Here is a 23,648-nt window from a genome sequence, read left to right on the forward strand (position 1 = left end):
AAGGTTATTGTTTTATAAGGCGTTAACGATAATTATGGCGAATGGGTGTGTCGGGAAGATCGGGTGAAGTGCAAAGAGTTTGTAAATTGTCCCCCGTTAGCGCTGGGCTAACGGGGAGAAGGGAATTTATGCGATCGCATTCTCTTCCAGCTGGCGCATAAAGTTGCGCACCCAGTCCATGCGGGTTTTGCGCTCCGTCAGCTCCTGGGTAAATTTCAGACGCGTTGGGCCATCCAGACGGAAATGCTGCGGCTGTTTTTGCAGCAGACCGATGAGCCACATCGGGTTGACGTGGTTCTTCTCGGCGAACTCAATTACGCCGCCTTTTTCGTTGCCTTCAAGCTTTCGAATGCCCAGCTTCTGCGCCTGCTGGCGCAGGCGAGCGATATCCAGCAGATTTCGCGCCGCATCGGGCAGAAGACCAAAGCGGTCGATCAGCTCAACCTTAATCTCTTCCAGCTCGTTTTCCGTCTTCGCACTGGCGATGCGCTTGTAGAACGACAGTCGGGTATTCACGTCCGGAATGAAATCATCCGGCAGCAGGGAAGGCATACGCAACTCGACCTCGGTCTGCTGGCTGGTGAGATCTTCCAGCGACGGCTCGCGACCGGCCTTCAGGGCATCAACCGCGTTCTCAAGCAGCTCCATATAGAGCGAGAAGCCGATGGTCTCCATGGAGCCGCTCTGGTCCTCACCCAGCAGCTCGCCGGCGCCGCGGATCTCGAGATCGTGCGTGGCCAGCGCGAAGCCTGCGCCGAGGTCTTCCAGCGAGGCGATGGCTTCCAGACGCTTTTGCGCGTCGGTGGTCATCGCTTTCGGATGCGGCGTCAGCAGCCAGGCGTAGGCCTGATGGTGCGAACGCCCGACGCGGCCGCGCAGCTGGTGAAGCTGCGCCAGACCAAAGTGATCCGCGCGTTCAATAATGATGGTGTTCGCCGTCGGAATGTCGATCCCCGTTTCGATGATGGTGGTGCACACCAGCACGTTAAAGCGCTGGTGGTGGAAGTCGTTCATCACCCGTTCCAGCTCGCGCTCGCGCATCTGCCCGTGACCGATAGCAATGCGCGCTTCCGGCACCAGCTCCGCCAGCCTGTCCGCCGCTTTCTGGATGTTTTCCACGTCGTTGTACAGGTAATAGACCTGACCCCCGCGCAGCACTTCACGCAGTATTGCCTCACGCACAACCAGATTATCGTACTCACGGACGAAGGTTTTCACCGCCAGACGGCGCGCCGGCGGCGTGGCAATAATTGACAGATCGCGCATGCCGCTCATCGCCATGTTCAGGGTTCGCGGGATCGGCGTTGCTGTCAGGGTCAGGATGTCGACGTCGGCGCGCATCGCTTTGATGCGCTCTTTATGGCGCACCCCGAAGCGATGCTCTTCGTCGACGATCAGCAGCCCCAGATCTTTCCACTTCACGTCGCTTTGCAGCAGCTTGTGGGTGCCGATCAGAATATCGATTTTGCCTTCACTTGCCTGTTCGAGGATCTGCGTCTGTTCTTTGGTGCTGCGAAAACGCGACAGCATCTCGATGCGTACCGGCCAGTTGGCAAAGCGGTCGCGGAAGTTGTCGAAGTGCTGCTGAGCGAGCAGGGTGGTCGGCACCAGCACTGCCACCTGCTTGTTGTTTTCCACCGCAAGGAAGGCGGCGCGCATTGCCACTTCGGTTTTGCCGAAGCCGACGTCGCCGCAAACTAAGCGGTCCATTGCCAGCGGCTGGCACATGTCGCTCAGCACGGCGTTGATAGCCTGAGCCTGATCCGGCGTGGTTTCAAACGGGAAGCTGTCGCAGAACAGCTGATACTGTTCCTTATCATGCTTAAAGGCGAAGCCCTCTTTGGCCGCGCGCTGGGCGTAGATATCAAGCAGCTCGGCGGCCACGTCGCGCACTTTTTCCGCGGCCTTCTGGCGCGCGCGCGCCCAGGCATCGCCGCCCAGCTTGTGCAGCGGCGCGTTCTCTTCGGCACCGCCCGCGTAGCGGCTGATCAGATGCAGGGACGACACCGGGACATACAGTTTTGCGTCGTTCGCGTAGGTCAGCATCAGGTATTCACCTTTAATGCCGCCCGCTTCCAGCGTGGTCATCCCCTGATAGCGCCCAACACCATGCTCCAGGTGCACAATCGGCTGGCCCGGATGCAGCTCGGCCAGATTGCGGATCAGCGTGTCCGGGTTGATGGTTCGACGGCTGTCCTGACGGCGGCGCGCGACGCGCTCGCCCAGCAGGTCGCTTTCGCAAATCAGCGCCAGGTTGTTGAGCGTGTCGATGAACCCGTGCTCGGCGGCGCCAATCATCAGGTAACGACCGTTTCCGGTTGCTTCGCTCAGGCGCAGGATGCGCTTCGGCGCCACCTTAATGCGTCCCAGCAGCTCACCCAAAGCTTCGCGGCGGCCTTCACTCTCAACGGAGAACACCACCGGGCCGGTAAACGACTCCAGGAACTTGCGCAGATTATCCAGCGGGGATTTCTGCTGCGCCTGGACGGCCAGGTCCGGCAGCGTCCGGAAGGCGAGGTTGGTGTTGGCGGCCTTGTCGGCAAGCGAATCGGTTTTCAGCTGCATGCGCGGCCAGCGCTTCAGCTCGGCGTTGAGCTCGTCGGTACGCAGCCACAGCGCTTCCGGCGGCAGCAGCGGACGCATCGGGTCAACGCCCCGGTTTTCGAAGCGAGCGCGGGTTTCGCTTTCAAAGCGGCTGGCGCTGGCGTCGATATCGCCGGTGTTAACAATCAGCGTATTCGCCGGGAAGTAGCTGAACAGGGCAGGCAGCGGCTCGTTAAAGAATAGCGGCTGCCAGTATTCGATCCCGGCAGGCAGCGTGCCTTTGCTGACCTGCTGATAAATATGTTCCGCGTCGCGCTTCACCTCGAATCTATCGCGCCACTGGCTGCGGAACAGTTCGATAGCGGTTTTGTCCGTGGGGAACTCATGCGCGGGCAGTAAATTGATGGACTCCACTTCCTCCAGCGTGCGCTGCGTGTCGGCGTCAAAGACGCGCAGGCTGTCGATTTCATCATCAAAGAAGTCCAGACGATACGGCTGGTCGCTGCCCATCGGGTAAAGGTCGAGCAGCGCGCCGCGGGTCGCGTATTCCCCATGTTCCATGACCTGATCGACGTGGCGATAGCCGGCCCCGTCAAGCTGCGCCCGCAGGGCATCACGGGACAGGCGCTGGCCTTTTTTCATCACCAGCGCGTGGCCGTGCAGGTAGCTGTGCGGACAGACGCGCTGCATCAGGGTGTTCACCGGTACAATCAGCACGCCGCGCTGCATGGTCGGAAGCTGGTAGAGCGTCGACAGGCGCGAGGAGATGATCTCCTGGTGCGGAGAGAAGCTGTCATAGGGCAGCGTTTCCCAGTCGGCCAGGCTGAACACCAGATTATCGGTGAACTGGCGAATTTCATCGTGCAGGCGCAGGGCGTTTTGCATATCCGGGGCAACCAGGATCACCGGCCCTTGATGACGCTCGGCGATTTCCGCCACCAGCGTGGCGCACGCCGCGCCCGTGAGTTCACCCAGCTGGCGCTGGTCGCCCGCTTTGACAGGTAAGGAATAACGATAGTGTTCAGGCATGGCTATGTCAGAGTCTCTTATGGATATACCAACAGTATTGGGGCATATCACTGATACGCAATGTCTTTATTATCCTCGATCGTTTTGCATAAGCAAATCGTAACCGCACGGCAGGGCTAAACGCCCCCGTAGCGGGGGCGGAGAGGGCATTAACGCGTTGAGGGGGACAGGGTCAGCGTAGACGGAGGAGAGAAGAAAACGTCGCCAAACAGCGCGGTGGAGATCTTACGGACCCCGAGTCCGGCCAGGGCACAGATCAGCAGGCTGGCAAACGGGTAGACCAGAATTAAGGTGAGTTCAGCCCAGACTGGCCAGTAAGCGGCATTCATCTCGCCAATCAGGAACAGGCTGAAGGCCTCAATTAAGATGCGGTGGGTGGTATAAATCGCAATGGTATTGGAGCCAATCACGTTCAACAGGTTGTCAGGGTGAACGGCATAGCGCTGCTCAAAGCTGTAGAATAGCTTCATAATCAGCACAATCGACAGCAATGAGAGCAGCAGCGGAACGTTAGCAAACCACAGCACCACGGAGACGGCGGCGAAAGCGACGGTTGCCAGCCAGAGGCGGCGCAGGCTGACGCTTTTCATCCACGCCATCAGCGTCGCGCCATACCACGCCCCGAGGCTGTAGTAGATCATGTTGCGGACCACGCTGTTCATTCCCCACCACGGCAGCGGCAGGAAGTTGATCGCGATGCTTGCCAGCGCCAGCAGTCCCAGCATCGGCAGCTTCCAGCGGCTCAGCAGTTTACACAGCGTGAAGTACACGACCAGGGCATACAGATACCACAGGCTTGTGCTGGCGGTGAGCATGCCTTGCACAAATCCCGAGAGCGAGTCGGCGTAGGCCGCGTTCGACGAGGTGGCAAGCTCGCGATCGGGCGCCAGCCAGGCGTTCAGGTGTGTCAGCGCCTGCCATTGCAAAATCCCCCACAGCGCCAGCACCCAGACAATGCTCCAGATTCGCTTGTCGAGACTGGTTCGCCAGTCCACCTCGTCAATATAACGACGGATCAGATAGCCGGAGATAAAGAAAAAGACCGGCATACGGAAGGGGGCAAGATAGAGATTAAAATAGACCCAGCATTTGGCGAGAAGGCCGGAGAGCGGGTGTTGCAGCCCGATCAGGTGCGGATAAAACGTGATAACCGAATGATAGATAACCACCAGGCAGATACACAGCCCTTTTATCTGGTTAATCCATAATGCTTTTTGCTTCATTGTTCGCAACTACCTTATTGCCATAGACGAACGAGCAATTGTTGTTAAACGAAACCGTGCTGTAATGGGTAACAGTCTGTATCAGGAGGTTTTTCGGAAAAGGTGGAGGTTACGAGGTGCGGTTTCAGATATTAGTATCCTGATTTATCTGAATTTTTTGGAAAAATGATTACCAAAGCTTACGGTTTCAGTCATTTACGCTTAACGGATTCGCTTATATACTCGTGGGTCTGCTATCAGCAAACAGACGGACTTCATGTATCAACCTGTCACACTCTTCATAGGCTTACGCTACATGCGTGGGCGCGCCGCGGACCGCTTCGGTCGCTTTGTCTCCTGGCTATCGACTATTGGCATTACGCTTGGCGTGATGGCTCTGGTGACGGTGCTTTCCGTCATGAATGGCTTTGAGCGCGAGCTGCAAAACAACATCCTGGGGCTGATGCCGCAGGCCGTCCTCTCATCGACTAACGGCTCGGTTAACCCGCAGCAGCTGCCGGAAAGCGCGGCGAAGTTACAGGGCGTCACGCGCGTAGCGCCGTTGACCACCGGCGACGTGGTGCTGCAAAGCGCCCGCAGCGTGGCGGTCGGCGTGATGCTGGGTATCGACCCGGCGCAAAACGATCCGCTGACGCCGTATCTCGTTAACGTAAAGCAGACCGACCTGGAAGCCGGGAAATACAACGTGATTCTGGGCGAGCAGCTTGCCGGACAGCTTGGCGTCAACCGTGGCGATCAGCTGCGCGTAATGGTCCCTTCTGCCAGCCAGTTTACGCCGATGGGGCGCCTGCCAAGCCAGCGTCTGTTTAACGTGATTGGTACTTTTGCTGCCAACAGCGAAGTCGATGGCTACCAGATGCTGGTTAACATTCAGGACGCGTCACGCCTGATGCGCTACCCGGCAGGAAATATCACCGGCTGGCGACTGTGGCTCGACGCGCCGCTGAAGGTCGATACCCTCAGCCAGCAAAAACTGCCGGACGGCACCAAATGGCAGGACTGGCGCGAGCGTAAAGGCGAGCTGTTCCAGGCCGTGCGGATGGAGAAAAACATGATGGGGCTGCTGCTGAGCCTGATCGTCGCCGTGGCGGCATTTAACATCATCACCTCGCTGGGTCTGATGGTAATGGAGAAGCAGGGCGAGGTTGCTATCCTGCAAACCCAGGGGCTGACGCCGCGCCAGATCATGGCCGTGTTTATGGTGCAGGGCGCCAGCGCCGGGATCATCGGCGCGCTGCTCGGGGCGGTGCTGGGGGCGCTGCTTGCCAGCCAGCTTAACAATTTAATGCCGATCATCGGCGCGCTGCTCGACGGCGCGGCGCTGCCGGTGGCTATCGAGCCGCTGCAGGTGGTCGGTATTGCGCTGGCCGCGATGGCCATTGCGCTGCTTTCTACGCTTTTTCCTTCCTGGCGCGCCGCCGCCACTCAACCCGCTGAGGCTTTACGTTATGAATAAGATCCTGTTGCAATGCGACAACCTGTCCAAACGCTATCAGGAAGGCACTGTGCAAACCGACGTGCTGCACAATGTGAGCTTCAGCGTGGGCGAAGGCGAGATGATGGCGATTGTCGGCAGCTCCGGCTCGGGCAAAAGTACGCTGCTGCATCTGCTGGGCGGGCTGGATACCCCAACCAACGGCGACGTGATTTTCTCCTGCCAGCCGATGAGCAAAATGTCCTCGGCGGCGAAGGCCGAGCTGCGCAACCGCGAGCTGGGCTTTATCTACCAGTTTCACCATCTGCTGCCGGACTTCACGGCGCTGGAAAACGTGGCGATGCCGCTGCTGATTGGCAAAAAGAAACCCGCAGAAATTAACGCCCGCGCCAGCGACATGCTGAAGGCGGTAGGGCTGGGCCATCGCGGTAACCACCGTCCGTCGGAGCTCTCCGGCGGCGAGCGCCAGCGCGTGGCGATTGCCCGTGCGCTGGTCAACAACCCGCGTCTGGTACTGGCGGATGAGCCCACCGGGAACCTGGACGCCCGTAATGCGGACAGTATTTTCCAGCTTCTGGGCGAGCTGAACGCCTCGCAGGGCACCGCGTTTCTGGTCGTAACCCACGATCTGCAGCTGGCAAAACGCATGGGACGTCAGCTTGAGATGCGCGACGGCCATCTGAACGCGGAACTGACCCTGATGGGAGCAGAGTAATGGCGTCACCGTTATCGTTACTCATCGGTTTACGTTTTAGCCGCGGCCGCCGTCGCGGCGGCATGGTGTCGCTGATCTCCGTTATCTCGACCATCGGTATTGCGCTGGGCGTGGCGGTGCTGATTGTCGGCTTAAGCGCCATGAACGGCTTCGAGCGCGAGCTGAATAACCGCATTCTGGCGGTGGTGCCTCACGGGGAGATCGAACCGGTTAACCAGCCGTGGACGAACTGGAGCGATGCGCTCACCAAAGTTGAAAAAGTGCCGGGCATCGCCGCGGCCGCGCCCTACATTAACTTTACCGGGCTGGTGGAAAGCGGGGTAAACCTGCGCGCCATTCAGGTGAAAGGGGTGAACCCGGCGCAGGAAGCGCGTCTCAGCGCGCTGCCGAACTATGTGCAGAACGGCGCTTGGGCCAACTTTAAAGCTGGCGAGCAGCAGATCATCATGGGTAAAGGCGTTGCCGATGCTCTGAAGGTGAAGCAGGGCGACTGGGTGTCAATCATGATCCCGAACGCCAGCACCGACCACAAACTGCAGCAGCCAAAACGCGTGCGCCTGCACGTTACCGGTATTCTTCAGCTGAGCGGTCAGCTTGACCACAGCTTTGCGATGGTGCCGATGGAGGATGCGCGGCAGTATCTCGACATGGGCGACAGCGTGACGGGCATTGCCATTAAGGTGAACGACGTCTTTAACGCCAACAAACTGGTGCGTGACGCGGGCAGCGTGACCAATAACTATGTCTACATCAAAAGCTGGATCGGTACTTACGGGTATATGTACCGTGATATCCAGATGATCCGCGCCATCATGTATCTGGCGATGGTGCTGGTGATTGGCGTGGCGTGCTTTAATATCGTTTCGACGCTGGTGATGGCGGTCAAGGACAAGAGCGGCGACATCGCCGTGCTGCGTACGCTGGGGGCGAAAGACGGTCTTATTCGCGCCATCTTCGTCTGGTACGGTTTGCTGGCAGGGCTGTTTGGCAGCCTGTGCGGCGTAGTGATTGGCGTGGTGGTTTCCCTGCAGCTGACGCCGATTATAAACGGGATTGAAAAGCTTATTGGCCACCAGTTCCTGTCGGGTGACATCTATTTTATTGACTTCCTGCCGTCTGAACTGCACTGGCTGGATGTTTTTTATGTGCTGCTTACAGCACTTTTACTGAGTCTGCTGGCAAGCTGGTATCCGGCGCGTCGCGCAAGCCGAATTGATCCGGCGAGGGTATTAAGTGGCCAGTAATTACGTCACGATCTAGCGGCTTTCGGGCCGCCAGGTTAAAAGAGGAATGCGTTATGTATTACGGATTTGATATTGGCGGCACCAAGATTGCGCTCGGCGTGTTTGATAAAAACCTCAAACTGCAGTGGGAAACCCGCGTTCCTACGCCGCGCGAAAGTTATGACGCATTTTTAACCGCCATTGCCGCGCTGGTGGCTCAGGCGGATGAACGCTTTGGGGTCAAAGGCAGCGTTGGCATTGGTATTCCGGGCATGCCCGAAACCGACGACGGCACGCTGTACGCGGCCAACGTGCCTGCCGCCAGCGGTAAACCGCTGCGTGCCGATCTCTCTGCTCTCCTTGAACGCGACGTGCGTTTAGACAACGATGCCAACTGCTTCGCGCTCTCTGAAGCCTGGGATGATGAGTTTCGTCGCTACCCGCTGGTGATGGGGCTGATCCTCGGTACCGGCGTCGGCGGAGGAATCATCATCAACGGTAAGCCCATCACCGGCCGCAGCTACATTACCGGCGAGTTTGGCCATATCCGCCTGCCGGTGGACGCGCTGGAAGTGGTGGGGCGTGATTTCCCGCTGACACGCTGCGGCTGTGGGCAGCACGGCTGTATTGAGAACTACCTGTCAGGCCGCGGGTTTGCATGGCTTTACGAACACTTCTATCATCAGAAACTTGAGGCCCCTCAAATCATTACCCTGTGGGAGCAAGGGGATGCGCAGGCGCGTGAGCACGTCGAGCGCTACCTGGATCTGCTGGCGGTGTGTCTGGGAAATATTCTCACCATCGTCGACCCGGATCTGCTGGTGATCGGGGGAGGGCTTTCAAACTTTACCGCGATTACGGAACGGTTGTCCGGGCGTTTGCCCCGACATTTATTGCCGGTTGCCCGCGTGCCGCGTATTGAACGCGCGCGACACGGGGACGCAGGAGGCATGCGCGGAGCCGCATTCCTTCATCTCACCGATTAGTTTACGAGGTTTCTATGCTGTCGCGTCGCCAGGGTCGACTCAGCCGTTTTCGCAAAAACAAACGCCGCTTGCGTGAGCGCTTGCGCCAGCGGATCTTTTTCAGAGACAGAATGATGCCAGAAGCGATGGATAAACCCAGAGTGGTGGTGCTGACCGGAGCAGGGATCTCGGCCGAGTCAGGAATTCGAACCTTCCGCGCGGCGGACGGACTGTGGGAAGAGCACCGCGTGGAGGATGTCGCCACGCCGGAAGGCTTTGCCCGCGACCCGGATCTCGTGCAGGCGTTTTACAACGCACGCCGTCGTCAGCTTCAGCAGCCTGACGTCGCGCCGAATGCGGCGCATCTGGCGCTGGCGAAGCTGGAAGAGACGCTGGGCGATCGTTTTCTGCTGGTGACGCAGAATATCGACAACCTCCACGAACGGGCCGGTAACAAGAACATCATCCACATGCACGGCGAGCTGCTCAAGGTTCGCTGCGCCTGGAGCGGTCAGGTGCTGGACTGGAAAGAGGACGTGCTGCCAGAGGATAAGTGCCACTGCTGTCAGTTCCCGTCGCGCCTGCGTCCTCACGTGGTCTGGTTTGGCGAAATGCCGCTGGGAATGGATGAGATCTACAGCGCGCTGGCGATGGCCGACGTGTTTATCGCCATCGGAACATCCGGCCACGTTTACCCTGCGGCGGGGTTTGTTCACGAGGCGAGGCTGCACGGTGCGCATACGGTAGAGCTCAACCTTGAGCCAAGCCAGGTGGGCAGCGAGTTTGAAGAGAAACACTATGGCCTGGCAAGCACGGTCGTCCCGGAGTTTGTCGACAAGCTGCTGAAAGGGCTGTAACGGCAATCGCCTGAAAAGGCACCCGCCGGGCGGGTGCCTTTTTATTTATGAATGGAAGAACGCCAGCGTCTTCTCCAGCGATTTAGCCTGCTCATCCAGCGAGAGCGCCGCAGCGGAGATCTGCTGAACCAGAGAGGCGTTCTGCTGGGTGGTGCTGTCCATCTGGTTAACGGCGGTACTTACCTGGCTTATCCCGCGGTTCTGCTCGTCCAGCGCCTGGACAATGTCGTTGATGACCAGATGTACGTGCGACACCGCCTCAATCACCTGTTTCATCATTACGCCGGTTTCATTGACCAGCTCAACGCCTTTGCTGACGCGGCCTGAGGACTCGGCAATCAGCTGAGAGATCTCTTTTGCCGCGTTGGCGCTTCGCTGGGCCAGGTTGCGCACTTCACCTGCGACCACTGCGAAACCGCGCCCCTGTTCGCCCGCGCGCGCCGCTTCAACGGCCGCATTCAGCGCCAGGATATTGGTCTGGAAGGCGATGCCGTCGACGATGCTGTTAATCTCACCGATCTTACGCGCGCTCTCGTCAATCTCTCCGATCACCATCACCACGTCGTTTACCAGCGTTTCGCCATGCCCGGCGAGGCTCGCGGCGCGATCGGTCAGCGTGGTCGCCTTGTGGGCGTTGTCGGCATTATTTTTCACCGTGACCGAAATCTCTTCCATGCTGGCTGCTGTTTCAACAATCGCCGCCGCCTGTTCTTCGGTACGTGAGGCGAGGTCAAGGTTGCCCGCCGAAATTTCGCTGGTGCTGCCGTGCACGGAGTGGCTGGCTTCGCTGATGTTGTCGACGATGCGCTTGAGCTGCGTCTGCATGGTGTGCAGGGCATAAAAAATGCTGTGGGTATCCCCGGAACGAACCGGGATGGTGTTATTCAGATCTCCCCGGGCAACGGCCAGGGCGATCCCGGCGGCCTCCGAAGGTTCCCCTCCAACCGGACGGTCAACCTTGCGGGTAAAGATCTGGGCCATCACCAGGCTGACCGCAACGATGCTTAACATCATCATGATGATGGCTTTCAGTAAAAATGCCCGCGCTTCGGCCATCACTTCGCTAACCGGAGTAATAATGGCCAGCTTCCACGGCGTCTGGCTGTTACCGACGGCGATGTCCTGCCAGGTGATGAACACCTCTTCCATCAGCAGCGGATCGTTTACCCGGGTGACGTCATGACCGGCAATCGGACCTGCGTATGGCTTGCCTGCCGCGCGTTTGTCCGGGCTGGACACCACGTTATTACCCGCTGAGAGGAGCAGGGCGTAGCCTGTGCCGTTCCACGGTTTAATCGCACCGATCGTCGATTGCAGCGTGGCGAGGGAGAAGTCAGAGGTGACCGAACCCAGAAACTGTCCGTCACGCATGATGGGTGCGGCAATCGAGGTGAGCATCACGTCCACGCCGTTGTAGGGGTAAATATAGGGCTCGATGATCACATCTTTATGCCGCTGTTTCGGCAGCAAATAATAATCACCGCTGCCGGGTGTTTCGATGTCAGTCAGCAGGTGTAATGCCGGTTTGCCGGTGGCATCGCGGTCGACGTAGCGGGCGTAGCGTCCGGCAGGATCTTCACCGCTCTGACCGGCAAAGGCGGCATCTTTATCGTCGAACGCGTTAGGCTCAAAGGCCATCGACATGGAGAGAAACTGTGGGTGAGCCGAGAGGTAGTGGATAAGCAGCTGGTTCAGGCTCTGGCGATCGGATACGCCCGCCTCGCGCAGCGCCAGGGCGCTGTTGCCCATGTCCCGGGCGGCAGTCAGGGCGGAATCCAGCTGTTTGCTGACCTGTAAAGCCTGTACCTCGGCTATCTGGCGGATATGTTTTTTGGCCAGCACCTCCTGCTGCGCCATCCACTGCCACATCATAAACCCGATCGTTGCCGTAAAGCCCACCGTCACGGTGAGGAAAATGGACAATAGCATCAACGTCTTGACTCTTATTTTTTGTTTTCGGACCACGGCGTCTTTCATTCTCATCTCCCGTAATGTTGTGCATGTCGGGCAGGCACACAGTACTTATCGGATATTTCATCCTCTTTCTGTAGAGCGCCGGATATATTTAATTTAAATTCCAGAATATTTAATCCCGTTAATTAGTGTGGATGCTTTTATTTTGTGCATTCAATCAAAATAGCGCTCGATAATGCTCGTTATCATCGTGTAGAAAGAGGATGCTAATAAATATTAAGTGGTAAAGGAGGATGGGATATGTACGGATTTATTGCGCGACAACCCATTTTTAACCCTGAGATGAAGACGGTGGCCTATGAGCTGCTCTTCAGAGACGGGATGACAAACCGTTTTCCGGATGTGTCGGCGGAATATGCCACCTCCAGAATGATATCCGATCAGTTTTTATGCGTGCCGTCCCAGCGCATCGCCGGGGCACATACTTCGTTTATTAATTTCCCTTCGCGAATGGTCATAGACCGCAGTGGAGAAGCGCTGGATAAAGAGAGCGTGGTCATTGAGATCCTTGAAGATGCTGTGCCGGGAGCGGAACTGCTGCAGGCCGTCAGGGAGATGAATGCGCATGGTTATCAGTTTGCGCTTGATGATTTCACCCTTGCACCAGAATGGGATGCTTTTTTACCCTATATTTCAATACTGAAATTTGACGTCAGAAATTACACCTTAGCGCAAATTAAACAGTATCTGAAAACGCGTAAACATCTGACCGGTCATATTAAATATCTCGCTGAAAAAATTGAGACTAAAGAGGAATTCAACCAATACAGGGACGAGGGGTTTTCCCTTTTTCAGGGCTATTTTTTCTGCCGCCCGGAGGTCATTAAATACAAACGGCTGTCGCAAAATCAGCTGGCGATTTTTCGACTGCAAATGGAGGTCGGACGCAATAAGCCTGATTTTCGAATTATCGAGTCGTTGATAAAAACCGATCTCACGCTCTCTTATAAAATCATGCGCTATATGAAGCATACGGCGTTTAAGCATGTCGGTGCCTGTAATTTCAGCAAGTTAACCCTGAGCGAGGTGCTCAGGTATCTTGGCGAAAATCAGCTCCGACGGTTTGTTGCCGTCGTGGTCCTCGCCAGTGCGGGCAATGATACCGTCAGCGAGCTTTATCCGCTGAGCATGATGCGCGGCAAGTTCTGCGAGCTGATCGCAGAGACGATGAACGAACCGATTCTGGCTGAAAATGCGTTCATGTGCGGCCTGTTTTCTCTTCTGGATACCCTCCTTGAGCTGCCGATGGCAGAGTTGATGAAGCAAATTGCGGTCCCGCAGAGCGTAAGCAACGCGCTTTGTCACCAGGAGGGACGGTTAGCCGATATGATTAACCTTTGCCGTTACTATGAACAGCAGCAGTGGGACGAAGCGACCAGAGTACGTCAGAGGCTGGGGCTGTCGGATGAAGAAGTGGTTGAGGCGATGCGAAAGGCGACGATCTGGGCAGGAGAGAATGCGGTCAGTTAATCCTTCCTCACGCCGTACAGGCGGCGTGAGGAAGAACGCGATACCGTTACCGGCCCGCTTTTAACTTCTGGTAATACTCTTCGTAGAGGCGGCTGGCGTCGCCGACATCGTTCTGCCATTCGCCTTTGCTGATGGTTTCGGCATCCGGATAGAGCGATTTATCGTTAGCCACTTCAGGCTTCAGCAGCTTGCGTGCGGCGAGGTTTGGCGTCGGGTAGCCAATCGTCTCGGCAACCTGTTTCGCCACGTCTGGGCGCAGCAGGAAGTTAATCAGCTTATGCGCCCCTTCAACGTTTTTCGCATTGGCCGGAATAGACAGGCTGTCCATCCAGAAGATCCCACCTTCTTCCGGCCAGACCACCTCAAGCGGCGTACCGGCCTGACGGGCAACATACGCGGAGCCGTTCCAGACCATCCCCAGATTCACTTCGCCTTCCATATACGGGTTTGCCGGGTTATCAGAGTTGAATGCCGCCACGTTAGGCATCAGCTTTTTCAGCTCGGCATACGCCGCTTCAATCTCTTTAGGATCCGTCGTATTGCCCGAGTAGCCCAGCTTGCGCAGTGCCACCTGGAACACTTCGCGCGCGTCGTCTGTCAACAGCAGGCTGCCCTTGTATTCCGGTTTCCACAGATCGGCCCAGCTTGTCACCGATTTCGGATCGACGGCCTCGCTGTTAACGCCAATCGCGGTTGCCCCCCAGATATACGGAATGGAGTAGTCGTTATTCGGGTCGAACGGCTTGTTGAGCATCTCAGGATCGAGGTTTGAAAAATGGGTTAGCTTCGTTTTATCGATCTTCTGAATCATGCCCTCTTTGCGCATTTTGTCGACAAAGTAGGTGGAAGGAACCACCAGATCGTACGCGCCATCTTTGTAAGTTTTCAGCTTGGCGTACATGGTTTCATTCGACTCGTAGGTCGAGTAGATCACTTTGATGCCCGTCTCCTTTGTGAACTGTTCCAGCAGGCCCGGCGGCACGTACTCGGTCCAGTTGTAGAAGTAGAGCGTTTTGCTGTCATCAGCGTGCGCGGAACCCATGCCGAGCACCAGCGCCGCAGCGGCGAGCATTTTTTTCATTTCATTGTCCCCTGAGATTTTGTTTTATCACGAGCAATAACCTGGCTGGCGATCACCAGAACCAGCGAAAATACCAGCAAAATGGTTGCCAGCGCGTTCACCTCGGGTGAAGCGCCGACTTTCACCATCGAATAGATTTTCAACGGCAGAATTTCATAGCTCGGCCCGGTCACGAAGGAGGAGACCACCACGTCATCCATCGACAGGGTAAAGCTCAGCAGCCATCCGGCCGCCACGGCGGGCATCGCCAGCGGCAGGATGATTTTGCGCAGGACGGTCATCTCGCTGGCGCCCAGATCTTTCGCCGCCTCCAGCATGCGCACGTCGAACCCTTTCAGGCGCGCAAAGACGGTCACCACCACAAACGGCAGGCAGAAGGTGATATGGGAAAACAGCAGCGACCAGAAGCCAAGCTGTACGCCCAGCAGCATAAACAGCACCAGCAGCGAAATCGCCATCACGATATCCGGCGACATCATCACCACAAACAGCATGCCGCTGACGAACGGTTTACCGCGAAAGCGGTAGCGGTAGAGCGCCACGGCGGTCAGTGAACCAATTAGCGTGGCGAAGGTGGCGGAGAAGATCGCCATCGTCAGCGAGTGCTGAGCGGCCTGCAGCAGGCTGTCGTTGTTCATCAGCAGGCTGTACCAGCTGGTGGTAAAGCCCTGCCAGTTAATCCCGAAGCGTGAGCTGTTAAACGAGTTCACGATCAAAATAACGATCGGGATATACAGGTAAGCGTAAATGGCGGTCATAAAACCGCCGCGAAGCAGTCGACCGATCATTCGAGTTCCACCTTCTTGTTCAGCAGCCGTGAAGCGCGCCAGTAGACCAGCAGCATCAGACCCATCACCACCGTCAGCGTGATGCTGGTGGCGGACCCGAACGGCCAGTCGCGAATGTTCAGGAACTGACTCTTGATCACATTCCCAATCAGCAGGTTTTTCGCGCCACCCATCAGGTCAGAAACGTAGAACAGACCCATGGCCGGAAGCATTACCAGCAAACAGCCCGCGATAATGCCGGGCATGGTCAACGGGATGATAATGCGGATAAAGGTCTGGAGCTTGTTGGCTCCCAGATCTCTTGCCGCTTCCAGCAGCGGTTTATCCAGCTTCTCAATGCTGGAGTAAAGCGGCATTACCATAAACGGCAGCAGGATATAGACCAGGCCGATAATGACCGCGCTCGGGGTAAACATGATGCGGATCGGCGTATCAATCACCCCCAGCCACAGTAGAAACTCATTGAGGTAGCCTTTGGTGCTGAGGAAGATTTTCAGCCCGTAGATGCGGATTAACGAGTTGGTCCAGAATGGAACAATCAGTAAAAACAGCAGCAGGGGCCGCACCTTTTGCGGCAGGCCCGCGAGGAACCATGCGAAGGGATACCCGAGCACCAGGCAGGCAACGGTGGCAATTAGCGCCATATTGAGCGAGTGCAGCAGCACGTCAAAATAGAGCGGATCGAGCAGGCGCGCGTAGTTATCCAGCGTAAAGACCAGCGAAACGAAGTTTGCGTCGTCGCGGGTCAGGAAGCTGGTGGCGATGATCATCAGGTTGGGTAAAAAGACAAACAACACAAGCCAACCGACGATCGTGGCAATCACCACATTCTGGAACTTACTTGTGTTCTTCATCAGCCAGCACAACCTCCCAGCTTTCTACCCAGTTGACAACCATTTTCTGGTCGAGCGAGTGGTCGAAGTCAGGGTCGTCCTCGTTAAAGAACTCGCTGACCATCACCATTTTGCCGTTCTCCAGCTCGACGACAGACTCCAGGGTCATCCCTTTGTAGTTGCGCTCGCGGATATAGCCGATTAACCCTTCGGCCTCGGTATTGCCGTGGATTTCATCGACGCGCAGATCTTCCGGGCGCAGCAGAACGTTGAGCTTTTGTCCCTTCTCGACGGGGAAATTCACCGTGATATTGCATTCGCGTCCTTCGACGCTGGCGAGCACGCGCTGGTCGTCCAGACGTTCAATCACCGTGGCGTCAAAGATATTGATCTCGCCAATGAAGCTGGCGACAAACAGGTTCTTCGGCTCTTCGTAGATTTCGCGCGGCGTGCCGTCCTGCTCGATTTTGCCGTCGCGCATCACCACGATGCGGTCTGACATGGTCAGGGCTTCTTCCTGATCGTGGGTGACGAAGACAAAGGTAATGCCGAGCTTGCGCTGCAGGGCTTTGAGCTCGTTCTGCATCTGCTTGCGCAGCTTGTAATCCAGCGCGGAGAGGGATTCATCCAGCAGGAGCAGACGCGGCTTGTTAACCACGGCGCGGGCGATGGCCACGCGCTGCTGCTGGCCACCGGAAAGCTGATGGGGTTTACGCTGGGCAAACGTCTCAAGCTGTACCATGCGCAGGGCGTCGGTGACGCGCGGTTCGATCTCATGCGCCGGGGTTTTTTGCATCCGCAGGCCAAACGCCACGTTTTCAAAAACGGTCATGTGCGGGAACAGGGCATAGCTCTGAAAGACGGTATTAACGTGGCGATCTTCGGCAGGAACCCGGGTAATGTCCTGGTTCTCTAGATGGATATGGCCGTTATCGACGCTTTCCAGCCCGGCGATAAGGCGCAGTACGGTTGTTTTGCCGCAGCCGGAGGGGCCAAGCAGCGTCAGAAACTCACCGTCATTGATGGTGAGAGTGAGGTCGGAAATAACGTCTTTGCCATCAAAACTTTTACGAATTCGTTCCAGTTTCACCAGCGGTGAACGGGTTTGTGTATTCAATTTTTGCGCTGTCCCATATAGACGCCTCAGGCAGAAGACTGAAGCGGGGTTTGTGTGTAACCACCTTGGTGACTCGTAATGAGGGCGGACATTCTACGGCAATCCCCGGTAATCGCCAATCCTTGTCACTGATTCATAAGCTACATTTACTAACGCATAACGATATAAACGGAAAATATTCTCGTTTGCGGGATAAAAGTGACCTGACGCAATATTTGCGTTTTGATGCTTATTGATAATGTTGTCACAAAAAGTGAGGGTGACTGCATGGATAAATTACTTGAGCGTTTTTTACAGTACGTTTCGCTGGATACCCAATCTAAACCGGGTGTTCGCCAGGTGCCGAGCACCGAAGGCCAGTGGAAGTTATTAAACCTGCTGAAAGAGCAGCTTGACGCCATGGGGCTGGTCAACGTCACGTTAAGCGAGAAAGGCACTGTGATGGGAACGCTGCCGGCGAATGTCCCGGGTGACATTCCGGCGATTGGCTTTATCTCCCATGTCGACACCTCTCCTGATTTTAGCGGTAAAAATGTGAATCCGCAGATTGTGGAAAATTACCGCGGCGGCGACATTGCGCTGGGCATTGGCGACGAAGTGCTCTCGCCCGTGATGTTCCCGGTGCTGCATCAGCTGCTGGGCCAGACGCTGATCACCACCGACGGGAAAACCCTGCTGGGGGCGGATGACAAAGCGGGGATCGCGGAAATCATGACGGCGCTGGCGGTGCTGAAGGGCAAAGATATTCCGCACGGCGACATCCGCGTGGCCTTTACGCCGGATGAAGAGGTCGGCAAGGGCGCGAAGCACTTCGACGTGGACGCCTTTAACGCCCAGTGGGCCTACACCGTCGACGGTGGTGGCGTCGGTGAGCTGGAATATGAAAACTTCAATGCCGCGTCCGTCACGATCAAAATTGTCGGCAACAACGTTCACCCCGGTTCGGCGAAAGGCGTCATGGTGAACGCGCTGTCGCTGGCGTCGCGAATTCATGCGGAAGTCCCGGCGGAAGAGAGCCCCGAACAGACCGAGGGGTATGAAGGTTTCTATCACCTGACCAGCATCAAAGGCACCGTGGACAGCGCGCAGATGCACTACATCATCCGCGATTTCGACCGTAAAGCCTTTGAGGCACGCAAGCGTAAGATGATGGAGATCGCCAAAAAGGTGGGTAAGGGCCTGCATCCCGACTGCTACATTGAGCTCATCATCGAAGACAGCTATTACAATATGCGCGAGAAGGTGATGGCGCATCCGCATATTCTCGATATCGCCCAGCAGGCGATGCGCGACTGCGATATTGAACCGATATTAAAACCGATTCGCGGCGGCACCGACGGTTCTCAGCTGTCATTCATGGGGCTACCGTGCCCGAACCTGTTTACCGGTGGCTACAACTACCATGGCAAGCATGAGTTTGTGACGCTGGAAGGAATGGAAAAAGCGGTGAAGGTGATAGTGCGGATAGCGGAGTTGACCGCGAAGCGGTAAGAAAAGCCCGGTGGCAAAGCGCCACCGGGCATTAAGGCGACTCAGTCCTCAAAGAACCAGTACCCGCTGTTAACCAGCGCGGCCAGCATCGCGAGGAAAGACGGGTCTTCCAGCGCATCGCCAAAGGTATCGGCAGTCAGCACCAGATGGCTGGCTATGGATTCGAGCGCTGGACGGTGCGGAGAGTCCAGCTTCTCGCCGTTGACGAATACCTCCTCGCCAATGCGCAGCACGCGCAACCCGCCCAGACGTACCAGCTTGTCGCCCTGCTGGAGCGCATCATAAATCTCGTCAGCCTGATAAGGCGGCTCCGGTGGCGCAACGTCCAGCTCATGACGAGACTGGCTGATAAACTCGCCAAACCACTGACGGAAATGTTCCGGTTCGTTGATCAAATCCAGCATCATGCCGCGCAGCTTATCCAGCTCTGCAGGCAGGATATCGGCCGGATGCTCGCGTGCAGGCACATCGGGGTCGCTGTAACGATAGCTGCCCAGCTCGCGTTGCAGAACGTAGTCGGCAAATCCGCTGATCATCTCGCGGCCGCTTGGCGCGCGGAACCCCACGGAGTAGTTGAGGGAGTTTTCCAGCGAGTAACCCTCGTGAGGGAATCCAGGCGGAATGTAGAGAATATCGCCCGGCTCCAGCTCTTCGTCGATAATCCCTTCAAACGGATCAACCTGCAGCAGGTCCGGATGCGGGCAGTGCTGCTTCATAGGTACTTTTTCGCCCACGCGCCAGCGGCGGCGGCCCGTACCCTGAATGATGAATACGTCGTACTGGTCCAGATGCGGGCCCACGCCGCCGCCAGGCACGGAGAAGGAGATCATCAGATCGTCCATGCGCCAGTCGGGCAGGGCGCGGAACGGACGCATTAAGGCGGCAGTTGGCTCGTGCCAGTGGTTGACCGCCTGCACCAGCAGCGACCAGTTGTTTTCACCGAGGTGATCGTAGCTTTCGAAAGGACCGTGGCTAACCTGCCATTTCCCGTCCTGGTGGCTGACCAGACGGCTGTCGACTTCGTTTTCCATGGCCAGACCGGCCAGCTCGTCAGGCGAGATGGGGTCGACAAAATTGCTGAACCCGCGTTTCAGAACCACCGGGCGTTTTTGCCAGTAACGTTCAATAAACTCGGGCCAGTTAAGCGTTAAGTGATAATCCATAATTTTTTTATTCCGCAGGCTCTTACTGACTCGGATTATAACGGAAGCTCAGCCCCCCGGCTGCGAGATCCTCGCATTTTTCACATAACGGGTTAACTATCGTTCGATGTGGGCTGCTGGCGACCAAAAATGACCTCCATTCTGGCGCCGCCCAGTAAGCTTTCGCTGGTTTCGATTTTCCCGTCGTACTGATCGACAATCTCGCGCGCGACGGCTAATCCTACGCCCTGTCCTGGACGTAACGTATCGGCGCGCTGACCGCGATCGAACACCACGTCACGCTTATTGCGCGGGATCCCCGGGCCATCATCCTCAACGATAATATGCAGCTCGGTTTCCGTCTGGCGCGCAGAAACTTCCACGAACTCCAGGCAGTATTTGCAGGCGTTATCCAGCAGGTTACCCATCACTTCCATGAAGTCATTTTTTTCACCCACAAAGCTTATCTCTGGCGAGATATCGAGGCTGATATTCACCCCTTTACGCTGATACACCTTGTTGAGGGCGGACGTGAGGTTATCCAGAAGCGGGGCAACCGGGTGCAGCTCGCGGCTCAGCAGCGCGCTGCCGGAACGCATGCTGGCGCGATGCAGGTAATAGCCAATTTGCTGGGAAATACGGCTGATCTGTTCCAGCATCACCGGCTCGGCATCGTCGACGCTCAGCTTCGAACTGCGCATTGAACGGAGGGTACTTTGCATGACCGCGAGCGGGGTTTTCAGGCTGTGGGTCAGGTCGGTAAGCGTCGTACGGTATTTATCATAGCGTTCGCGTTCACTTTTCAGCAGGCGGTTGAGGTTTCGCACCAGGCTGGTGAGCTCGCGCGTGGTTTCCGGGTTCAGCTTCTCGCGATGATGTTCCTCCAGCTCGCGAACCTCTTTCGCCAGTGATTCAATGGGGCGCAAGCTCCACCATGCCGCCACCCACAGCAGCGGGATCACCAGCAGGAGATTCGCAGCCAGAACATAGATGAACCAACTCCAGACCATATAAGAACGCTTCAGCTCGACCGGAATGGTGTCGATCACCACAATGGTCAGCTGCGGCATGTTTAGCGTCGCCGGATAGAGGTTAATCGCGACGGAGTGCGTCATCTCCGTTTCGGCATTGTCGGCGCGGATCTCGTTCAGCTTTTGCTGCAGGGAGCGATCTTCACGGATCAGCGAGCTGGTGGTGTTGAGATCGGCTTCAATTTCATGAAACCCGTTGGTTCTGAGCCAGTCCGGACGAATGCTTTTGACCAGCCATGGGATGTCACGCTGCGCCCACAGTAGCTTGCCCTTTTCGTCATAAATCAGGGCCAGCGTTGGACTCTGCTGGTTGAGGTTTTCCGGCATTTCGACGGTGATTTGATTGTTTTCCCACTTCGCCAGGGTATAAAAAAGATTGCTTTCGCCACGCAGCAGCCGAAAGGTGGTTTTATCAAAGCTGACGCTATAGCCCACCAGGGCGACCATGCCGTAGGAGAGTGACAGCACCAGCACGACGGCGGCCGTTGCCAGTAAGAAACGAACCCTCAGGGAGAGGGGCAGAATATGGCGTAAAATCCGTCTCATTTAGCGTAATTCGAACAGGTAGCCCTGGCCACGGACGGTGGTAATCACATCCTGCGGATACTGCGCCTGAATTTTCTTGCGCAAACGCCCCATCAGCACGTCAATGGTATGGCTCTCGCGCAGTTCCGCATCAGGGTAAAGCTGGAGCATTAAGGAATCTTTGCTTACCACTTTGCCGTTGTTACGGATCAGCGTTTCCATAATGGTGTATTCGAAGGCGGTAAGCTTGATCACTTCATCATTGATCGCTAACTCCCGACGGGAGAGATCGACCTGGAAAGGCGGGATGGAAATAACCTGTGAAGCCAGCCCGCTATTGCGGCGTAACAGCGCCTGCATGCGCGCCGCCACCTCTTCAATATGAAACGGCTTGGTGACGTAATCATCCGCACCCGCGCTCAGCACTTCGACCTTATCCTGCCAGCCTTCACGGGCGGTCAGAACCAGAACCGGTAGGGAGACATCATGGCTGCGCCAGCGGCGAATCAACGACAGACCGTCTTCGTCAGGCAGCCCTAAATCGACAATGGCGATATCCGGCAGGTGTTCATTGAGATAATAATCGGCTTCTTTTGCGTCTTCAGCATCGTCCACCTGATGTCCCATCTCCTGAAGCTGAACCTTCAGGTGATGACGTAGCAATGCGTTATCCTCAACAACCAGTACGCGCATCATCTCTTCTCCCTAAATAATTGGTATGAATAGTTTAACGCTGATTATGTTGTTTTGGGGATAAACATTGAGTAAACCGGGGAAAAGCATCCCCCTTTTCGGGCGAAAAGGGGGAGAGGGGCGTTACTTCAGCTCGTCAACCATGGTGATGGCGCGGCCAATGTAGTTCGCCGGGGTCATCGCCTTCAGGCGCGTTTTCTCTTCCTCCGGCAGCGCCAGACCGTCGATAAACTGCTTCATGCCTTCGGCGTCAACGCGTTTGCCGCGGGTCAGCTCTTTCAGCTTCTCGTACGGTTTTTCGATACCGTAACGGCGCATCACGGTCTGGATTGGCTCCGCCAGAACTTCCCAGTTGTGATCCAGCTCGTCCAGCAGACGGTCACGGTTCACTTCCAGCTTGCTCACGCCTTTCAGGGTGGACTGATACGCGATCAGCGCATAGCCAATGCCCACGCCCAGGTTACGCAGTACGGTGGAGTCGGTCAGGTCGCGCTGCCAGCGGGATACCGGCAGTTTGCTCGCCATATGCTGCAGCACGGCGTTTGCCAGGCCCAGGTTGCCTTCTGAGTTTTCGAAGTCGATAGGGTTTACTTTGTGCGGCATGGTGGAAGAGCCGATTTCACCGGCGATGGTTTTCTGCTTGAAGTGGTTCAGGGCGATGTAGCCCCACACGTCACGATCGAAGTCGATCAGGATGGTGTTGAAGCGCGCAATGCAGTCAAACAGTTCGGCGATATAGTCGTGCGGCTCAATCTGGGTAGTGTACGGGTTCCACTGAATGCCCAGAGAGGTCACGAACTCTTCGCTGAACTGGTGCCAGTCCACTTCCGGGTAGGCGGCGATGTGGGCGTTATAGTTACCGACCGCGCCGTTGATTTTGCCAAGAATTTCAACCTGTTCCAGCTGACGATACTGGCGCTCCATACGGTACGCTACGTTGGCCATCTCTTTACCCATCGTGGACGGGGTGGCTGGCTGGCCGTGGGTACGGGAGAGCAGCGGAATATCGCGGTATTCCACGGACAGCGCTTTCACCGCGTCGATGATTTTACGCCAGTAAGGCAGCACTACCTCTTTGCGCGCGGTGGAGAGCATCAGCGCATGGGACAGGTTGTTGATGTCTTCAGAGGTACAGGCGAAGTGGATGAACTCAGACACGGCGTGCAGCGCAGGGACGCTTTCCACTTTCTCTTTCAGGAAGTACTCAACCGCCTTAACATCGTGGTTGGTGGTGCGTTCAATGGTTTTAATGCGCGCGGCGTCTTGTTCGCTAAACTCGGCAACGATTTTATCAAGGTAATCGTTTGCCTTTTCGTCAAAAGCAGGAACTTCCTTGATTGCTGCCTGGGCGGCCAGCTTTTGCAGCCAGCGTACTTCAACCTGAACACGGAACTTCAGCAAACCATATTCGCTGAAGATCCCGCGCAGCGCGCTGACTTTATCGCCGTAGCGTCCATCGACAGGGGATACGGCGGTCAGTGAGGATAATTCCATAATTCGCAACTCCGGGAG

Annotated in this window: 18 protein-coding genes; 7 read left to right on the top strand and 11 right to left on the bottom strand. The window is 56.5% G+C overall.

From position 1 onward, the window contains the following. Nucleotides 1–126 precede the first annotated feature (126 nt). Together mfd and ACWYRJ_RS11490 are read right to left on the bottom strand one after the other, a co-directional pair. Nucleotides 127–3,573 carry a transcription-repair coupling factor gene (gene mfd, locus ACWYRJ_RS11485; RefSeq protein ID WP_111965551.1) on the bottom strand — a complete coding sequence of 1,149 codons (3,447 nt, stop codon included), beginning with the start codon at nucleotides 3,571–3,573 and terminating at the stop codon, nucleotides 127–129. Nucleotides 3,574–3,722: 149 nt separating this feature from the next. Further along, entirely contained in the window at nucleotides 3,723–4,796 is a 1,074-nt protein-coding gene (locus tag ACWYRJ_RS11490) for an acyltransferase family protein (RefSeq protein WP_455507915.1), read from the bottom strand. Nucleotides 4,797–5,052: 256 nt separating this feature from the next. Here ACWYRJ_RS11490 and lolC point away from each other — a divergent pair, with 256 nt between their 5' ends. From lolC to cobB, 5 genes are read left to right on the top strand one after another with little or no spacing between them, the layout of a single operon-like run. Continuing rightward, a complete protein-coding gene (gene lolC, locus ACWYRJ_RS11495) occupies nucleotides 5,053–6,252 on the top strand; it encodes a lipoprotein-releasing ABC transporter permease subunit LolC (RefSeq protein WP_455507916.1) in 1,200 nt (399 codons plus the stop codon). Beyond that, nucleotides 6,245–6,946, top strand: coding sequence for a lipoprotein-releasing ABC transporter ATP-binding protein LolD (gene lolD / locus ACWYRJ_RS11500; RefSeq protein WP_455507917.1), 702 nt, complete (start codon nucleotides 6,245–6,247; stop codon nucleotides 6,944–6,946). The genes lolC and lolD overlap by 8 nt, the downstream gene beginning before the upstream one ends. Beyond that, nucleotides 6,946–8,190, top strand: a complete 1,245-nt coding sequence (gene lolE / locus ACWYRJ_RS11505) for a lipoprotein-releasing ABC transporter permease subunit LolE (protein WP_249575900.1) — start codon at nucleotides 6,946–6,948, stop codon at nucleotides 8,188–8,190. The genes lolD and lolE overlap by 1 nt, the downstream gene beginning before the upstream one ends. 53 nt (nucleotides 8,191–8,243) lie before the next feature. After that, complete coding sequence (gene nagK, locus ACWYRJ_RS11510) at nucleotides 8,244–9,155, top strand: N-acetylglucosamine kinase (protein WP_455507918.1); 912 nt, start codon at nucleotides 8,244–8,246, stop codon at nucleotides 9,153–9,155. Nucleotides 9,156–9,169: 14 nt separating this feature from the next. Continuing rightward, nucleotides 9,170–9,991 (top strand): Sir2 family NAD+-dependent deacetylase, encoded by an 822-nt coding sequence (gene cobB / locus ACWYRJ_RS11515; RefSeq protein ID WP_127730414.1) that lies wholly within the window; start codon nucleotides 9,170–9,172, stop codon nucleotides 9,989–9,991. A 45-nt stretch (nucleotides 9,992–10,036) separates the two neighbouring features. On the opposite strand, the gene ACWYRJ_RS11520 is transcribed toward cobB, so the two are convergent. Continuing rightward, nucleotides 10,037–11,968 (bottom strand): methyl-accepting chemotaxis protein, encoded by a 1,932-nt coding sequence (locus ACWYRJ_RS11520; RefSeq protein WP_455507919.1) that lies wholly within the window; start codon nucleotides 11,966–11,968, stop codon nucleotides 10,037–10,039. A 237-nt stretch (nucleotides 11,969–12,205) separates the two neighbouring features. On the opposite strand from ACWYRJ_RS11520, the gene ACWYRJ_RS11525 reads away from it, so the two are divergent. Beyond that, a complete protein-coding gene (locus tag ACWYRJ_RS11525) occupies nucleotides 12,206–13,435 on the top strand; it encodes an EAL and HDOD domain-containing protein (RefSeq protein ID WP_115874747.1) in 1,230 nt (409 codons plus the stop codon). A 46-nt stretch (nucleotides 13,436–13,481) separates the two neighbouring features. Here the strand turns inward: ACWYRJ_RS11525 and potD are convergent, their stop codons facing one another. Genes potD through potA form a run of 4 tightly spaced genes read right to left on the bottom strand, consistent with a single transcriptional unit; the run spans nucleotide 13,482 to nucleotide 17,284 of the window. Next, nucleotides 13,482–14,516: a spermidine/putrescine ABC transporter substrate-binding protein PotD gene (gene potD, locus ACWYRJ_RS11530; protein WP_455507920.1), complete on the bottom strand. Its 1,035-nt coding sequence runs from the start codon at nucleotides 14,514–14,516 to the stop codon at nucleotides 13,482–13,484. After that, a complete protein-coding gene (potC, locus tag ACWYRJ_RS11535; RefSeq protein ID WP_455507921.1) occupies nucleotides 14,513–15,304 on the bottom strand; it encodes a spermidine/putrescine ABC transporter permease PotC in 792 nt (263 codons plus the stop codon). Before potC ends, potD begins: the two co-directional genes overlap by 4 nt. Beyond that, a complete protein-coding gene (gene potB / locus ACWYRJ_RS11540; protein WP_045401925.1) occupies nucleotides 15,301–16,158 on the bottom strand; it encodes a spermidine/putrescine ABC transporter permease PotB in 858 nt (285 codons plus the stop codon). The genes potC and potB overlap by 4 nt, the downstream gene beginning before the upstream one ends. Continuing rightward, nucleotides 16,142–17,284 carry a spermidine/putrescine ABC transporter ATP-binding protein PotA gene (gene potA / locus ACWYRJ_RS11545; protein WP_181574049.1) on the bottom strand — a complete coding sequence of 381 codons (1,143 nt, stop codon included), beginning with the start codon at nucleotides 17,282–17,284 and terminating at the stop codon, nucleotides 16,142–16,144. The genes potB and potA overlap by 17 nt, the downstream gene beginning before the upstream one ends. Nucleotides 17,285–17,521: 237 nt before the next feature. Here potA and pepT point away from each other — a divergent pair, with 237 nt between their 5' ends. Continuing rightward, nucleotides 17,522–18,745, top strand: coding sequence for a peptidase T (gene pepT, locus ACWYRJ_RS11550; RefSeq protein WP_111965560.1), 1,224 nt, complete (start codon nucleotides 17,522–17,524; stop codon nucleotides 18,743–18,745). Nucleotides 18,746–18,786: 41 nt separating this feature from the next. On the opposite strand, the gene ACWYRJ_RS11555 is transcribed toward pepT, so the two are convergent. From ACWYRJ_RS11555 to purB, 4 genes are all read right to left on the bottom strand, one after another. Next, nucleotides 18,787–19,908, bottom strand: a complete 1,122-nt coding sequence (locus ACWYRJ_RS11555) for a ribosomal protein uL16 3-hydroxylase (RefSeq protein WP_111965561.1) — start codon at nucleotides 19,906–19,908, stop codon at nucleotides 18,787–18,789. A gap of 92 nt (nucleotides 19,909–20,000) precedes the next feature. Further along, nucleotides 20,001–21,464, bottom strand: coding sequence for a two-component system sensor histidine kinase PhoQ (gene phoQ, locus ACWYRJ_RS11560; protein ID WP_111965562.1), 1,464 nt, complete (start codon nucleotides 21,462–21,464; stop codon nucleotides 20,001–20,003). Further along, nucleotides 21,465–22,136 (bottom strand): two-component system response regulator PhoP, encoded by a 672-nt coding sequence (gene phoP, locus ACWYRJ_RS11565; protein WP_028019015.1) that lies wholly within the window; start codon nucleotides 22,134–22,136, stop codon nucleotides 21,465–21,467. Between the two features lie 123 nt (nucleotides 22,137–22,259). Further along, nucleotides 22,260–23,630, bottom strand: a complete 1,371-nt coding sequence (gene purB / locus ACWYRJ_RS11570) for an adenylosuccinate lyase (protein WP_008500757.1) — start codon at nucleotides 23,628–23,630, stop codon at nucleotides 22,260–22,262. Nucleotides 23,631–23,648: the final 18 nt, after the last annotated feature.

The organism is Enterobacter sp., assembly GCF_977039595.1.

Coding starts and splice junctions, on each gene's coding strand:
- mfd (WP_111965551.1), bottom strand. CDS start 3,573: ATGCCTGAACACTATCGTTATTCCTTACCTGTCAAAGCGGGCGACCAG.
- ACWYRJ_RS11490 (WP_455507915.1), bottom strand. CDS start 4,796: ATGAAGCAAAAAGCATTATGGATTAACCAGATAAAAGGGCTGTGTATC.
- lolC (WP_455507916.1), top strand. CDS start 5,053: ATGTATCAACCTGTCACACTCTTCATAGGCTTACGCTACATGCGTGGG.
- lolD (WP_455507917.1), top strand. CDS start 6,245: ATGAATAAGATCCTGTTGCAATGCGACAACCTGTCCAAACGCTATCAG.
- lolE (WP_249575900.1), top strand. CDS start 6,946: ATGGCGTCACCGTTATCGTTACTCATCGGTTTACGTTTTAGCCGCGGC.
- nagK (WP_455507918.1), top strand. CDS start 8,244: ATGTATTACGGATTTGATATTGGCGGCACCAAGATTGCGCTCGGCGTG.
- cobB (WP_127730414.1), top strand. CDS start 9,170: ATGCTGTCGCGTCGCCAGGGTCGACTCAGCCGTTTTCGCAAAAACAAA.
- ACWYRJ_RS11520 (WP_455507919.1), bottom strand. CDS start 11,968: ATGAAAGACGCCGTGGTCCGAAAACAAAAAATAAGAGTCAAGACGTTG.
- ACWYRJ_RS11525 (WP_115874747.1), top strand. CDS start 12,206: ATGTACGGATTTATTGCGCGACAACCCATTTTTAACCCTGAGATGAAG.
- potD (WP_455507920.1), bottom strand. CDS start 14,516: ATGAAAAAAATGCTCGCCGCTGCGGCGCTGGTGCTCGGCATGGGTTCC.
- potC (WP_455507921.1), bottom strand. CDS start 15,304: ATGATCGGTCGACTGCTTCGCGGCGGTTTTATGACCGCCATTTACGCT.
- potB (WP_045401925.1), bottom strand. CDS start 16,158: ATGAAGAACACAAGTAAGTTCCAGAATGTGGTGATTGCCACGATCGTC.
- pepT (WP_111965560.1), top strand. CDS start 17,522: ATGGATAAATTACTTGAGCGTTTTTTACAGTACGTTTCGCTGGATACC.
- ACWYRJ_RS11555 (WP_111965561.1), bottom strand. CDS start 19,908: ATGGATTATCACTTAACGCTTAACTGGCCCGAGTTTATTGAACGTTAC.
- phoQ (WP_111965562.1), bottom strand. CDS start 21,464: ATGAGACGGATTTTACGCCATATTCTGCCCCTCTCCCTGAGGGTTCGT.
- phoP (WP_028019015.1), bottom strand. CDS start 22,136: ATGCGCGTACTGGTTGTTGAGGATAACGCATTGCTACGTCATCACCTG.
- purB (WP_008500757.1), bottom strand. CDS start 23,630: ATGGAATTATCCTCACTGACCGCCGTATCCCCTGTCGATGGACGCTAC.